General features: G+C 51.3%; 8 protein-coding genes. 4 read left to right on the top strand and 4 right to left on the bottom strand.

Annotation, left to right across the window (positions count from 1 at the left end):
- Positions 1–156 precede the first annotated feature (156 nt).
- Entirely contained in the window at positions 157–1,977 is a 1,821-nt protein-coding gene (gene recQ / locus QN379_RS13825; protein WP_322233100.1) for a DNA helicase RecQ, read from the top strand.
- Positions 1,978–2,392: 415 nt separating this feature from the next.
- Here recQ and QN379_RS13820 read toward each other — a convergent pair whose 3' ends face one another.
- Positions 2,393–3,574 (bottom strand): FAD-dependent oxidoreductase, encoded by a 1,182-nt coding sequence (locus tag QN379_RS13820; RefSeq protein ID WP_323506889.1) that lies wholly within the window; start codon positions 3,572–3,574, stop codon positions 2,393–2,395.
- A gap of 438 nt (positions 3,575–4,012) precedes the next feature.
- On the opposite strand from QN379_RS13820, the gene QN379_RS13815 reads away from it, so the two are divergent.
- A complete protein-coding gene (locus QN379_RS13815) occupies positions 4,013–6,331 on the top strand; it encodes an NADP-dependent malic enzyme (protein ID WP_323506888.1) in 2,319 nt (772 codons plus the stop codon).
- Between the two features lie 183 nt (positions 6,332–6,514).
- Here the strand turns inward: QN379_RS13815 and QN379_RS13810 are convergent, their stop codons facing one another.
- The 3 genes from QN379_RS13810 to QN379_RS13800 all read right to left on the bottom strand — a co-directional run bounded on the left by QN379_RS13810 (position 6,515) and on the right by QN379_RS13800 (position 12,147).
- Positions 6,515–7,462, bottom strand: coding sequence for a 5'-nucleotidase (locus QN379_RS13810; protein ID WP_323506887.1), 948 nt, complete (start codon positions 7,460–7,462; stop codon positions 6,515–6,517).
- Between the two features lie 175 nt (positions 7,463–7,637).
- On the bottom strand, positions 7,638–8,645 hold the full coding sequence (locus tag QN379_RS13805) for a response regulator (RefSeq protein WP_323506886.1): 1,008 nt from the start codon (positions 8,643–8,645) through the stop codon (positions 7,638–7,640).
- Complete coding sequence (locus QN379_RS13800; protein ID WP_323506885.1) at positions 8,629–12,147, bottom strand: ATP-binding protein; 3,519 nt, start codon at positions 12,145–12,147, stop codon at positions 8,629–8,631. Before QN379_RS13800 ends, QN379_RS13805 begins: the two co-directional genes overlap by 17 nt.
- A 624-nt stretch (positions 12,148–12,771) precedes the next feature.
- On the opposite strand from QN379_RS13800, the gene urtA reads away from it, so the two are divergent.
- Complete coding sequence (gene urtA / locus QN379_RS13795) at positions 12,772–14,040, top strand: urea ABC transporter substrate-binding protein (RefSeq protein WP_323506884.1); 1,269 nt, start codon at positions 12,772–12,774, stop codon at positions 14,038–14,040.
- Positions 14,041–14,221: 181 nt separating this feature from the next.
- Positions 14,222–15,139 carry an urea ABC transporter permease subunit UrtB gene (gene urtB, locus QN379_RS13790; RefSeq protein ID WP_322233088.1) on the top strand — a complete coding sequence of 306 codons (918 nt, stop codon included), beginning with the start codon at positions 14,222–14,224 and terminating at the stop codon, positions 15,137–15,139.
- Positions 15,140–15,166: the final 27 nt, after the last annotated feature.

The following is a 15,166-nucleotide window of genomic DNA, read 5'->3' as shown; positions in this document are numbered from 1 at the left end:
CTGCGGGCGGAAAGTCCGTTCGCCGGTTTTTTTTGAGGAACAGTTGATCATTGCTCGCTCGCCGTGTCAGGTGCTGGTTTAGTCTTTGATTTTGACTTTAATCATGCACCATGATGCCTAACTTGTTCCTCGTTAAGTTCTACTCAGTCCCTATTAATGCCTGACCAAAATAATTCGCAAGCGCTACATATTCTGCAAACCATTTTCGGCTATCCGTCGTTTCGTGGACAGCAAGGAGAGATTGTCGGTCACGTAGCCGCTGGTGGCGACGCACTGGTATTAATGCCAACCGGCGGCGGCAAGTCGTTGTGCTATCAAATCCCTGCAATGCTGCGTGAAGGCGTCGGCGTGGTGGTGTCGCCTCTGATTGCATTGATGCAAGATCAGGTTGATGCGTTGGCTGAAGTCGGTGTCCGAGCCGCATTTCTGAACTCTACCCAAACCTATGAAGAAGCGTCACAAATCGAGCGCCGCGTGCGTAGCGGTGATCTGGATCTGGTCTATGTAGCGCCCGAACGCTTGCTGACACCACGCTGTCTCGACTTGCTGGAAGCCTCCAAAATTGCGTTGTTTGCGATTGACGAGGCGCATTGCGTCTCTCAATGGGGCCATGATTTTCGACCGGAATATATCAAGCTGTCGATACTGCATGAGCGGTTTCCCAATGTGCCGCGCATCGCCCTCACGGCGACCGCCGATCACCAGACGCGCGAAGAAATCGCCCTGCGTTTGCAATTGCAGGACGGCGCAAAATTTGTCTCATCATTTGACCGTCCAAACATTCGTTACCAGATTGTCGAAAAGGCGAATGGTCGTAAGCAGTTGCTCGACTTTATTCAGGCCGAGCATGTAGGTGATGCCGGTATCGTCTATTGCCTGTCGCGTAAAAAAGTAGAAGAAACAGCTGAATTTTTGAATCAGCAAGGTATATCTGCGCTGCCTTATCACGCCGGTATGGAATATTCGATACGCAGCAAAAACCAAGGGCGGTTTTTGCGTGAAGAGGGCATTGTCATGGTCGCGACGATTGCCTTCGGCATGGGAATTGACAAGCCGGATGTCCGTTTTGTCGCGCATCTCGATTTGCCTAAAAGTATCGAGGGTTACTATCAGGAAACCGGGCGCGCCGGACGTGATGGCGGCCCGGCCAATGCCTGGATGGCATACGGTTTGCAGGACGTGGTGCAACAGCGCCGCATGATCGATGAATCCGAGGCCGGTGAAACGTTTAAGCGCGTTCAGGGTGTCAAGCTGGATGCGATGCTTGGCCTTTGTGAAACGCTGTTTTGCCGTCGCGTACGATTGCTGGATTACTTCGGTGAGGAGTCGACGCGCTGCGGCAATTGCGATACCTGTATGTCACCGCCAGTGTCGTTCGATGCGACCGTGGTTGTGCAGAAATTGCTTTCTACTATTTATCGCGTCGACCAACGCTTTGGTGCAATGCATGTGTTGGATGTCTTACGCGGCATTGATTCCGACAAGATCAAGCAATGGCGGCATGACGAGCTTTCGACATACGGTATCGGAAGTGACCGTAGCGAACAGGAATGGCGGGCGATTTTGCGACAATCGATTGCGCTGGGTTTAGTGAGTGTTGATCACGAGGCTTATAGCGCGTTGAAGTTGACGGATGCGGCTAAGCCGGTGTTACGTGGAGCGCTTCAGGTGCAGTTGCGGGAGTATCAAAAGCCGATCAAACAGAAGCGTGCCAGCAGCAAGCCGAAGGGTTATGTTGAGTCAGATTTGTCGAGCGATGAGCAGATGATTTTTGATAAATTGCGCTGGTGGCGGGTGGAGACGGCGCGGAAACACAACGTTCCGGCGTATGTGATTTTTCATGATGCGACTATGCGTGAGATCGCTAAGGCGCGGCCCGGATCGTTGGATGATTTGCGGGGCGTTAGTGGCGTGGGGGAGAAGAAGTTGGAGACTTATGGGGCGGAGATTGTGGAGTTGATTGCGGCGATTGGGTAGCGTTTAATTTGAGGTTTTTTATTTCTCGGTGCAACTCCGTGATCAACACCATTTCGGCTTTCGATAGATGACGCGGTCTGTGCACCGTGGGTGCTTGCCGGTGGTAGACCGGAGGCTAGTCACTTTCTTTTGCCTCGGCTCGGCGCCCCCACCAAAAGAAGAGTAATTAAAGAAAAGGCGACCGCAGAGCCGCTGCCCGCGGTAGGCGGGTCCCCAAATTTTTCGACTGTCAGTCGGGTTGAAAGACCAACTCTCTACGCTCAAACATGTTTTCCAACAATTCCCGCCTAACACCCGAAAAACTTGGCAGCGCCGATGACGGGGTAGCTCAACTTCAACTTCAACTTCAACTGCAACTGCAACCCAGAGTGTCACTTTTGACGTGTTTGGCGTATTAGCGACAACTTGCCTTGAGTTACGCGATCACGGTTCCCAGCGCTGCTAATAATGCTTGTCGCACTTTCATTTCTTGAGGTGCTACGCCGAAGCCGACCATTACACCTTGGGCGTCGATGAATCGGCAGATGGTTCTTTCGCCGTCTTGCTCTGTCTCCCAACGGCCGCCTTCTATAGCGTGGCGTGGTGGTGGGACGAGTGCTAGCGGGTAGCTTGGGGTTTTGACGATTACCGGGGATTCTTTTAGCTCAATTGGTGTGTGCTCGCCTGTGAGCGTTTTGGCGATGGCGCGGGCGGCGCTCATTATTGGGGCGATGTAAGGTAGTGGGCCGGTGCGGCCTTCTTTGTCCAATAGATATTCGGCGCAGTCGCCCAGCGCATAGATATCTGCGTTGCTGGTGCAACCGTGGGTATCGACCAGAATGCCACGTTCGGTTTTTAATTGCGCGGCTTGTGCCAGGCGCAAGTCTGGGCGTAATCCGACCGCAGATAATACTAAATCTGCATTGAGAATTTCACCATTTGCCAACGTTATTTGTAGGGCGCCGTCGGCATGGTCGATACGACTGGCGGTGGTGCTTAAATGCAGTTTGATGCCGCGGGATGTGAGCGCTTTTTGCAGACCTTGGGACAGTGCCGGTGCGGCGAGGGCTGCTAACGGTAATGCGTTCGGATCAATCAACGTCACTGCGTGGCCGTGCGCGGCAAGATCATCGGCGAATTCGCAGCCGATTAGACCAGCGCCAAGTATCGCGACGCGGGCAGATGCGCGTTGATCCGGTAGCAGTTGGGCGCGGAATGTCGCGTAATCGCCGATGTGATTGACCGATAGTACGGTGTCGCTGGCGTCTCCATCAATATTGAGTCGAATGGGTTGCGCGCCCACTGCCAATATCAACTTTTCATATTCAAACAAGCCTGCGCTGGTATCCAGTGTCTTGGCCATGGGGTCGATGTTATTTACCTGAACGCTGGTCATGATGTCGGCTTGCAGTTGCTCGGCCATTTGCGCTGAAGTCTGTGTGATCAACTGCGCCGCTAATTTCTTTTGGGCAAAGGCAATTGACAACATTGGTTTTGAATAAGACCCGCCATCGTCACCGGTGAGGATGAGCAGCGGAGTGGCTTTGTCCAATTTGCGCAATTCGCGGGCCAAAGTGTAAGCGGCAGTGCCTGCGCCAATAATGATGATGGGATTCATGATGAGTTTCTGAAGAGATCGATTGGCCGTGATGATAATGCGGATTGCTTGCAGCGGCTAGAAACTAATTATTGTGGATACTGATCTGGCCGAAGTGTAGATGCGTATTAAAGACGGATGCCTTGAAATAAATTAATAATTTAATAATTTATTTTTATGAAAATTGACTGCCTGATAATGTAAATTCCCCAAAACTGTCAAAAAGTGGCTTGATCAGTAAGCTCCATTCACCAGAAGCGGAAGCGGATTGGCTCCGGGATAGTATTGTTTCTTAAGTGGCAACTGATGGTAGCGCTGCATCGATTTGGGTAAATAGCCCAAGGTATTCTCGCCCAGAAAGTACTTCTGGTACAAGTTGTTCATAACAAATACATAAGTGACAGCGCCCAGTCTGCTAAAATTACTTTCTTTACACTAGAACTTTGGGGACGGCAGCGTATGGATTCGATGATCGACAAAAAAGAAGAACTTCGCCAGCAGTTGCGTCAGGCTGCACTCGAATATCACGAGTTTCCAACTCCTGGCAAAATTAGTGTTACTGCGACTAAATCATTAACCACCCAGCGCGATCTGGCGCTGGCGTATTCTCCGGGTGTTGCTGCGGCATGTGAAGAAATCGTCGCCGACCCCGCTAATGCTTTCCGTTACACGGCGCGTGGCAATCTGGTTGCAGTGATCACTAACGGGACAGCCGTGCTGGGCCTTGGCAATATCGGTCCGCTGGCTTCCAAGCCGGTAATGGAAGGCAAGGGCGTTCTGTTCAAAAAATTTGCAGGCATTGATGTCTTCGACATCGAAGTCAACGAAACCGACCCGGACAAACTGTGCGACATCATTGCATCATTAGAACCAACTTTCGGCGGTATTAACCTCGAAGACATCAAAGCGCCAGAATGCTTTGAAATTGAACGTAAATTGCGCGATCGTATGAAGATTCCAGTCTTCCATGACGACCAGCACGGTACCGCGATTATCGTCGGTGCGGCTATTTTGAACGGCCTTAAAGTGGTCGGTAAAGATATAAAAAACTGCAAGCTGGTCGTATCCGGCGCGGGCGCTGCGGCGCTGGCCTGTCTCGACCTGATCGTTGATCTTGGATTCCCGATTGAAAATATCTTTGTCACCGATTTAGCTGGTGTGGTCTACGAAGGCCGTGTTGAGCTGATGGACCCGGACAAACTGCGCTTTGCCCGCAAAACAGAAGCACGCAAGTTGGCAGATTTAATGCCCGGTGCCGATATATTCCTCGGCTTGTCTGCCGGTGGCGTGCTAAAGCAAGACATGGTAAAGGTCATGGGACCGCGTCCAATAGTCTTGGCTTTGGCAAATCCGAATCCTGAAATTTTGCCGGAAGACGTCAAAGAAGTGCGTGATGACGTGATCATGGCAACCGGCCGTTCGGACTATCCGAATCAGGTTAACAACGTCTTGTGCTTCCCCTACATTTTCCGTGGCGCGCTGGATTGTGGTGCCACCACGATCACCCGCGAGATGGAAATCGCGGTGGTCCATGCGATCGCGGAACTAGCGCAGGCTGAGCAGTCCGACGTCGTTGCCGCTACCTATGGCATCGCCAATATGTCGTTCGGTCCGGAATATATTATTCCGAAGCCTTTCGATCCGCGTCTGATGATCAAGATTGCACCCGCGGTAGCAAGAGCTGCTGAAGCGTCCGGAGTGGCTGCACGTCCGATTCAGGATATGGAAGCCTATATTGAGCGTTTGCAGCAGTTCGTCTATCACAGCGGCACTTTCATGCGTCCACTTTTCCAGATCGCCAAGAAAGCACCGGCGGGGGAAAAACGGATTGTCTTCGCAGAAGGCGAAGAAGAGCGCGTTTTGCGTGCAGTCCAAATTGTTGTGGATGAAAATCTGGCAAAACCGATTCTCATTGGACGTCCGGCAGTATTGCAACAGCGTATTGAACGCTTCGGCTTGCGCCTGAAAGTCGATGTCGATTTTGAGGTCATTAATCCAGAGTTTGACAACCGCTATCGCGATTACTGGCAGACATTCCTGGCAATGACCAAGCGCCAGGGCGTCACTGAGCAATACGCCAAACTTGAAATGCGTCGTCGTCACACGTTGATCGGATCAATGGCGATTCATAAAGGCCATGCAGATGGCATGATTTGCGGCACGTATGGAACGCATGATTTGCATTTGACCTACATCGACATGGTGTTGGGCCGTCGTGAAGGCGTCAACGTTTATGCAGCGATGAACGCGTTGATTCTGTCGAATCGCCAATTGGTATTGGTCGATACGCACGTCAACGAAAATCCTACCGCTGAAGAGTTGGCGGAAATTACTATTTTGGCTGCAGAAGAAATGCAGCGCTTCGGTATTAAGCCGCATGTTGCATTGCTGTCGCACTCCAACTTCGGCACCAGCAATAGCCTCTCTGCACAGAAAATGCGCAAGACGTTAGCGATCGTCCGCGAGCGTGCGCCAGACCTTGAGATCGACGGTGAAATGCATGGCGATACAGCATTGAACGCCGGTCAGCTCAGAAAAGTGATGCTTGATTCACCGCTGACAGCAGATGCCAACCTGGTTGTGATGCCGAATATCGACGCTGCCAATATTGCCTACAATCTGCTCAAAACAACTTCAGGAAATGGCGTTGCAGTGGGTCCGATTCTGTTAGGTTGCGCTAAGCCGGTTCACATTTTGACGCCATCAGCGACAGTACGTCGCATCGTCAATATGACGGCATTGTGCGTAGTGGATGCGATTTCGGTACGTAAGCCTTAGTAGCCAGAAAAAACTGGAAGCGACCTCGATATGCGATCCTTTAGGGACCGAATATCGAGGCTTTTTTTTATCGAAAATATAGGTTGCTGGCTTTTGGCAAAGACTAGCGATAGACCGATCTCCGGATTGAGCCAGCCTATTCAACGCACCGAAAAAAAATCCCTGACGCTGTGATGCTGGCGTTTAGATTTCGCCGCCGTCATCTTTCTTTTTTTGCCGCTTGATAGGTACGCGGCCGGTCTGCACATGCCGAGAAGCATGGTCGCAATGACCTGGCTGATCATCAAAAAACATATGCGGCCTGAATGCTGCCAACACGTCCGATTTGGCGACGCCACCCATGAAAAACGTTTCATCAATCGTCACGTTCCAGGCGCGTAACGTGCGTATCACGCGTTCGTGTGCGGGAGAGGAACGGGCTGTTACCAATGCCGTGCGAATCGGACCGGCGCGTCCATCGGGATTTTTAAAATTACTCTGAATAAAAGAGAGCGCCATCAGCAACCGCGCAAACGGGCCTTCTGGCAAAGGCTTCAAAGCGTTTTCACGTTCATGGCGTTCAAAAGCTTCAATGCCTTTGGTTTGAAAAATACGTTCCGATTCATCCGAAAAAATCACGGCATCGCCATCAAAGGCGATGCGGATTTGATCCAGTTCCTCGCTATCCCGCTGACCATTCTGTTGCGTCGGCATTTGATACAACAACGCCGCAGCGGTATCCGAGTTGATCGCCGCCTGCACATCGTCCTCGTGCAATGACAGAAAAAGACTCACATTAAATGCGTGCAGATATGGTGCCAATGATGCGCCGCCAGACAATACCGCACGCGTAATATCCAGCTCATAATGTTTGATCGCGTTAAAAATGCGCATGGAGGTTTCAGTCGAATTGCGCGACATGATCACTACTTCCACCAAGCGCTGATCGGGTGTCAGCCGATTTAGCTTAAGTAGTGCGCGAACCAGTGCAAACGCAGCGCCGGGTTTGAGTATCTGGTTTTCGTTCAGCAGTTGATGCTGTTGATAAGCCGCCAATCCCTGCGTACGAAAAATAACCTCTTCCGCCTCCAGATCAAACAGTGCACGGGAGGAAATACCGACGACGAGTAGTTTGGCGAGCGAGACGGGCATGGTGGACACTGAATAAGGATAGCAATGACCAATTATAGACGGCAATGTGGATTGCTAAATGCTTGTCAAATAACTGATAAAGATGAACCGCTAACACAATGACTAAAACCGCCGCCCCCGAACGTTCATTCAGTGAATTAGCAAGTTAGTAAGTAGTAAGTCTGCAATCTAACGATCAATGGCTGAGACATTGATGATTGATTGCCATACCGACTGCGGCAGAGCGTGTTTCTACCCCTAACTTGATAAAAATGTGTTCAAGATGCTTGTTCACTGTACGTGGACTCATCCCCAGAATTTCCGCTATGTCGCGGTTGGTTTTGCCTTTTGCCAGCCAGTTAAGAACATCCGTCTCGCGCGGCGTCAAACGATATTGCTCTCGCTGCGCTGCGTTGACTCCGCCTATTCCGGTGAGTTCCAGCAGGCTTGGAATACGGGCGTTATCTGCGGGCACGACGCTCTTTTCTTCCAGCAAAAGGGTCAATTCTCCGGTGCGCGCATTTCTCTCCAGGCGGATGTGCAATTCCTCGTCGTCACGCTTCAATACTAACGGCTGAAAAGGCATTGACGGCAACGTGGCTGGTCCGTTTTGTCGTTCCAATACAAGGTTTTCATTGAGCCAGAATTGCATTTGAGACGGCAGTCTGGAAACCCGTGTGTGATCGGCGGCGACTGAAAAGTATTTTTCCAGCCAATGTGACGCCTTGCTCGATTGCCACAGCGGCGCCCCATTGGCGTCAAGCACGATCACCGCATTAGCGGCCGCATCAATTGCGCCCCTTGTTTGGGACATCATGCGCGCCGTTTTAATATGCGCGCCGATGCGAGCGACGATTTCCTGCGGTCGGATCGGCTTGGTGACGTAATCAATGCCACCAACCTCAAACCCTTTGATCACATGTTCGGTCTCCGTCAGGCCAGTCATGAACACTACAGGCACGTGCTCAACATGCTTCAACAGCTTGATGCGCCGGCACGTTTCAAAGCCATCCATGCCCGGCATCACCGCATCCAGCAGGATCAGATCTGGCGTAATGCGTTGCAGACGCTCCAACGCGCTGGCACCATCGGTGGCAACCAGAACGATATGGCCGCTGTCGTCCAATGCATCCGACAACAGTGCCAGATTGTCTGGCATATCGTCGACGATCAACACCACGTGCCGGTCAAACCTTGTCGACATCCTCACGCATCATCTCCTTAATACGGTTGTTAAAGTCATTGAGCCGAAACCGTTTTACCAGCCGACGCATGTCGCTGGTGAATGGCAAATACAACGCATCCTGCTGCGCGATTTCATCTAGTCGTCGCAGAATACCTTTGACGTAACCGATCTCGCCCAGCGCCAGCAAGGTTTCAAGTTTTTCTTGCGATGGCGTCAGAAACATCACCTTGGCTGGTACTTCAGGCTTAACTTTATCCTGAACTTGCGGTGTTGATTCTTGCGTACTTTGTTCTGGTATTTTCGGTTCCTCCGCGATCCAGTCCAGTTTAAGATGTAGGCGGATTTTATAGAGTAGTTCATTGAACGACACCGGCTTTGCCACAAAGTCGGTGTGCAGCATTGCTTCCTGACGTCCCGGTCCGCTGTCAATGGCGCTGGCCGACACCATAATGACTGGCAAGTCGGCATGTCCGCGTGCACGAATCGTCTGACATACCGCCCAGCCATCCATCGTCGGCATCGAAATATCAAGCAAGATCAAATCGGGCAGTTGCCCGACACCCGCCGCCTCGGCACTCGCCGCCACGGCAATGGCCGCCAATCCCGCTGCGCCGCTTTCCGCTTGTGCGATGATAAAACCCAGCGGTGACAGCATCGCATGCAGCACGGCGCGTTGCGAAGCATGATCGTCGATGATGAGTATACGTTTTCTGGCTCCGCGATAACCAGACATTTGATCTTCCAACTTTAAGCGTGGACGCGGCACATTCACCCTCGGCAGATAGATTTTTAATTGAAACGTGCTGCCGCGACCAGGTTCGCTGTTAACAGTGAGTTGACCGCCCATGATGTGCGTCAACATGCTGCTGATCGCGAGACCCAGACCAGTGCCGATATCATCCCGCAGATTGGCCGCATTGCTGCGTTCAAACGGCAGAAAGATGCGCGTCAGATCATCAGCGCCAATTCCGATACCAGTATCGATAATCTCGAAATAAGCCATTTCCCTGACATAACGCACGCGTAAAACGACGCCACCACTATCCGTAAACTTCACCGCATTACCGAGCAGGTTAATCAAAATTTGACGTAGCCTTTTCTGATCGGCATGAACGACTTCTGGCAACCGTTCCGCTTTATCAAACTGAAACTGCAAGCCTTTCTGTGCGGCTTGCGGTGCGATCATGTCGACAATTTGATCTAAAAATTCGCTCAGCGGCACTTCATCGGAAGCTAAGCGCATTTTGCCAGCTTCGATCCGGGCGATATCGAGCAGCCCGTCAATCAAACTTAACAGATGTTCGCCGCTGCTACGAATCACACTCACCGCATCCCGACGCCCCGCTGGCAGCGCAGCGTCCATTTGCAGAATCTGCGCATAGCCGAGAATGCTGTTAAGCGGCGTGCGCAGTTCGTGGCTCATGCCGGTGACGAAGCGGCTCTTCGCCAGATTTGCTGCCTCCGCCGCCTCTTTGGCGCGCTGCAATTCGGCATCAGTGTGCTTATGGGCTTCGATTTCCTGCAATAACAGATTAGTCTGGCGCTCCGACTCCTCATGCGCCACCTTGCGGCTTTCGTTGGTCAGAATCAGCCACCACGTGCCGACGCCAGTCACAACAATTAATACCGAAAACAACTTGATAAAAACGCTAGCCATAGAATCGGGCGTGCCAGTTGATGCCGTCATTGCAACGTTGAGCGGGGCTGTCAGGCTGGATAGTTGCTGGTAATACAGCGTCCACAAAATCAACGCCAGCCCAGCCGATAGCAGACCGAAAACAATCAGATAATGCCCAATCCGGGTATTCAATTTGCTGGTGAAGCGCATCGGTAATACGGCGCGCATCGCATGTAGAATCTGATCCGGCATCCGCGATTCGGTCTTGCAGCGATCATTGCAACGGGCATCCAGCGAACAGCATAACGAGCAAATCGCGCCCTGATAGGCCGGGCAGTGCGCCATGTCAGGGGTTTCGAATTGTTTTTCGCAAATGACGCATTCGCGTTGCTCGGGGGCGTTTTCGGTCAATGCATTGGTTGGTAAGTCGGACAAGATATTAGGTCGTGCAATGTAATAGTGCCCTTTGGTTAACCATGCGATCACCGGCGCAATCAGCATCGCGCTGCACAATGCGATGAACGGCGAAAGCGCTTTAGCCACAGGCCCAAATACGCCTGCCATTGCAATGCCAGCCAATATCGACGCCAACAGCATCGCACCGACGCCGACCGGATTGATGTCATACAAATGCGCGCGTTTGAACTCAATATGCGGCGGACTCAGCCCCAACGGTTTGTTAATCACCAGATCTGCCACGACCGCACCGATCCACGAAATCGCCACCAATGAATACAAACCTAATACATGCTCCAGCGCCTTGAAGACGCCAAGTTCCATCAACAACACCGCGATCAGAACATTGAATACTAACCACACGACACGCCCCGGATGACTGTGCGTCAGGCGGGCGAAAAAATTCGACCACGCCAGCGAACCGGCATACGCATTCGTCACATTGATCTTGATTTGTGACACCACCACAAACGCCGCGACCGCGGCTAATCCCCACGCAGGATCAGAAAATACATAGCGATACGCAATCAGGTACATTTGGGTTGGTTCAATTGCCCGATCCATCGGCACTTCATGTTGAATCGCCAGAAAGGCCAACAGCGCGCCACCCAACATCTTGGCTGCACCGATCAAGATCCAGCCGGGACCAGCAAGTAACAAAGCGATCCACCAGCGTACGCGATTGGCGGGAGTCTTTTCTGGCAGAAACCGCAAAAAGTCGACCTGTTCACCGATTTGCGCAATGAGCGAAAACGCCACGGTGGCGGCTGAACCGAACAACATGACATTGAATCCCGTACCGTCTTCAGCACGACCGGCAAAGGACATCAAATTTGAAATCGCATCCGGTTCTTTATGCAGTACGGCGATATACGGCAACACTAACAGCGTGATCCAGACTGGCTGCGTCCACATTTGCAGACGATTGATCAGCGTAATGCCATAGGTCACCATCGGAATGATAATCAACGAACAGACGATGTAACCCAGCACCACAGGGAGTCCGAAATAGAGCTCGACCGCCTGCGCCATGATCGACGCTTCCAGTGCAAAAAATATAAACGTAAACGAAGCGTAAATCAGTGACGTGATGGTCGAGCCGATATAACCGAATCCTGCGCCACGCGTCAGCAAGTCCATATCGACGCCGTACTTTGCAGCGTAATAACTGATCGGCAAACCAGTCAGAAAAAACAGAATGGTCACGCAAATGATGGCCCAAAACGCATTCGTGAATCCATAATTCAGCGTGATCGACCCGCTGATAGCCTCAAGCGCCAGAAATGACACCGCACCCAAAGCAGTATTTGCCAGCCGAAATTCCGACCATTTGCGAAATGACCGAGGCGTAAATCGCAACGCGTAATCTTCCAGCGTCTCGTTAGCGACCCAAGTATTGTAATCGCGCCGGACTTTAACGATGCGCTGTGATGCAGGAGCTTTCACGTCGTGTGCTTCTCTTCTTATGCGTTAGCGACAGTTTTCAGACTAAAGCCGACCAATCGCTGCCAAGGGATAAATTTGTCAATAACCATAAGCAATTTCCACACCAGACACCGCCAGGATTTATACGTCATTTGACGTAGAGATGAGCGGTTTTGTATGTTTTTTTAAGGGACTTAGTGCGCAGCGCCTTCTTGTCGAACGAGCTGTGCACTGTTTCAGTGCGGGAGTGTAGATTTTTGTAATAAAAATCGCTGACGGGCGACGTACACCCGTTGTAAAACTTGCCCTCACTAATTCCAGTCATCGTGTAGGAAAGCAATGCCGCAGGCGAGCTTTTATAAATCTCACAAATAGACCGCGGGAGTTACGCAAACGCGTCCCAGCAAGGCGTGCCGACGCAGACAGGACGCAAGTACGGCAAGGAAAGCACAACGCAGCTGGTGCGCGTTTACGTAACTCCCGCCTAAGTTAAATGACTTATTGTTGCAATGCAGTATAGAACTTACTCTTCAATCCGTAACGCGCTATTTGGATCAAGCCGAACAGCGAAAAAAGCCCAAAAGCTCAAAAGCTCAAAGCCCAAAAATAACTCTCGCCCCCTAACCGTCTAACAAGGAGCACCGCATGCCGCATAGTCCATCCTCGCGTCGTACATCTTCAACCGTCGCTTCTTCTCAACGTCGCAAGATGTTATTGGGATTGGCTGCCAGTGCCGCGATGGCGCTGCCGTTGACCGTTTTTGCGCAACAATTTCCAACGGCTAAAGTCAACACGACCAAGCTGGCGATTACCGACACTGAAGTTACCGTCGGTCAGTTACATTCGGCCACCGGCACCATGGCGATCAGCGAAACTGGTTCGATTCAGGCCGAACGTCTGGCGATTGATCAGATCAACGCCGCTGGTGGAATTCTGGGACGTAAGATCAAGATCATCCAGGAAGATGGTGCCAGCGACTGGCCGACCTTTGCTGAGAAAGCCAAAAAATTACTGCAAAACGATCACGTTGCCGCGGTATTCGGTTGCTGGACTTCCGCCTCACGCAAAGCCGTATTACCGATCTTTGAAAAAGAAAACGGTCTGTTGTACTACCCGACTTTCTATGAAGGCCTTGAGCAATCGAAGAATGTGTTTTATACCGGGCAGGAAGCCACGCAACAAGTACTTGCTGGCCTAAATTGGGTAGCTAAAGAGAAGAAAGCAAAAACCTTCTTCCTCGTTGGTTCTGACTATATCTGGCCACGCACGTCGAACAAAATTGCGCGTAAACATATCGAAAACGTGCTCAAGGGCTCAGTCGTTGGCGAAGAATATTATCCACTGGGAAATACGCAGTTCGGCTCTTTGATTAACAAAATCAAACTGAAAAAGCCGGATGTCATCTTCGCTGACGTGGTCGGCGGAAGTAACGTGGCGTTTTACAAGCAGTTGAAGGCCGCTGGCGTCACCGCCAAGACTCAAAACCTGCTAACCATTTCAGTCACAGAAGACGAAATGCTCGGCATTGGTGGTGAAAACGTTGAAGGCTTTTACGCTTCGATGAAGTATTTCCAAAGCCTCGACAATCCGGCGAACAAAAAATTCGTCGCCGAATTCAAAGCAAAATACGGTCCGAATGCGGTTATCGGCGATGTCACCCAAGCAGCCTATCTGGGCCCTTGGTTGTGGAAAGCGGCAGTCGAAAAAGCGGGTAGTTTTGATGTCGATAAAGTGGTTGCCGCTTCGCCTGGAATAGAGCTGAAAGCCTCACCTGAAGGCACCGTAAAAATTCATCCGAATCATCATCTGTGGAGCAAAACGCTGATCGGCGAAGCGCAAAAAGATGGTCAGTTCAAAGTGGTCTATACGTCTGATCTGATTGAGCCAAATCCTTTCCCAAAAGGCTATCAATAATCCACGCATAGTTTATTTTTCTTAATATCGATTACCCGGTGCAGGATTGCGCACCGGGCAATCAAGATCTGAAACTTGAATATTCCGTACCCGATTTTGTCATTAGACTTTTTTCACAACCGTAGCAAGCCTCAGCAAGCGGAAACAGGTTACGAAAAATTTTTATTCACGTGGAGTCACCATGGTCTCACTATCCGAATTCGGTGCCGTCTTTGTCATGCAGGGCTTTAACGGCCTATCGGTTTTTTGCGTGCTACTGCTGATGGCACTTGGTCTCGCAATCATTTTCGGGCAGATGGGCGTCATCAATATGGCGCACGGAGAGTTCCTTACCATTGGCGCTTACGTCACTTATTTGCTGTCCCAATTAACCACCCAATACGCACCCAGCCTTCAACCGTACTATTTCTTCGGCGCGATTGTTTTATCGTTTGTTGTGGCCTATGCGGTTGGTTATCTGGCCGAATGGCTGATGATCAGTCGACTCTACAAACGTCCGCTCGATACCTTGCTGGCAACGTGGGGATTAAGTCTGGCGATGCAGCAAACGTTTCGTTCAGTGTTCGGCGCGAAGGAAGTCAGCGCCACGCTGCCGGAATGGCTAATGGGTTCTTTCAAGCTGACCTCGAATATCGATATTCCTATCAACGGTGTGTTCATCATGGGATTAACCCTGTTGCTCACCGGTGGTATCTTTCTGCTGTTATTCCGTTCGCGCTGGGGTTTGCAAGTACGCGCTACGGTCCAGAACCGTGTGATGAGTGGTGCTGTCGGCATCAATACGCGCAAGGTTGATCGCAGCACCTTTGCTCTTGGTTGTGGCGTAGCCGGTATCGCTGGCGCCGCATTCACGACGATTGGTTCAACTGGCCCGACTAGTGGCTCCTTGTATATCGTGGACACCTTTCTGGTAGTAGTTTTTGGCGGCGCGCAAAGTCTCATTGGTACCATCGCTTCGGCTTTCACGATTGCCCAGACCCAATCCACAGCCGAGTTTTTCCTGACCGGTTCGATGGCCAAGGTGTTGACCTTATCGGCCGTGATCCTGATCCTGATGTTGCGTCCGCAAGGTCTGTTTTCTGCCCGGCTGCGCAAATAAGCGTGCCCTTCCAATCGTACAAAGGCG

Source organism: Glaciimonas sp. Gout2 (assembly GCF_035018905.1).
In the GTDB taxonomy this organism is placed as follows: domain Bacteria; phylum Pseudomonadota; class Gammaproteobacteria; order Burkholderiales; family Burkholderiaceae_D; genus Glaciimonas.
Note: the sequence above shows the minus strand (reverse complement) of the source record. Positions and strands in the feature narration are given on the sequence as shown.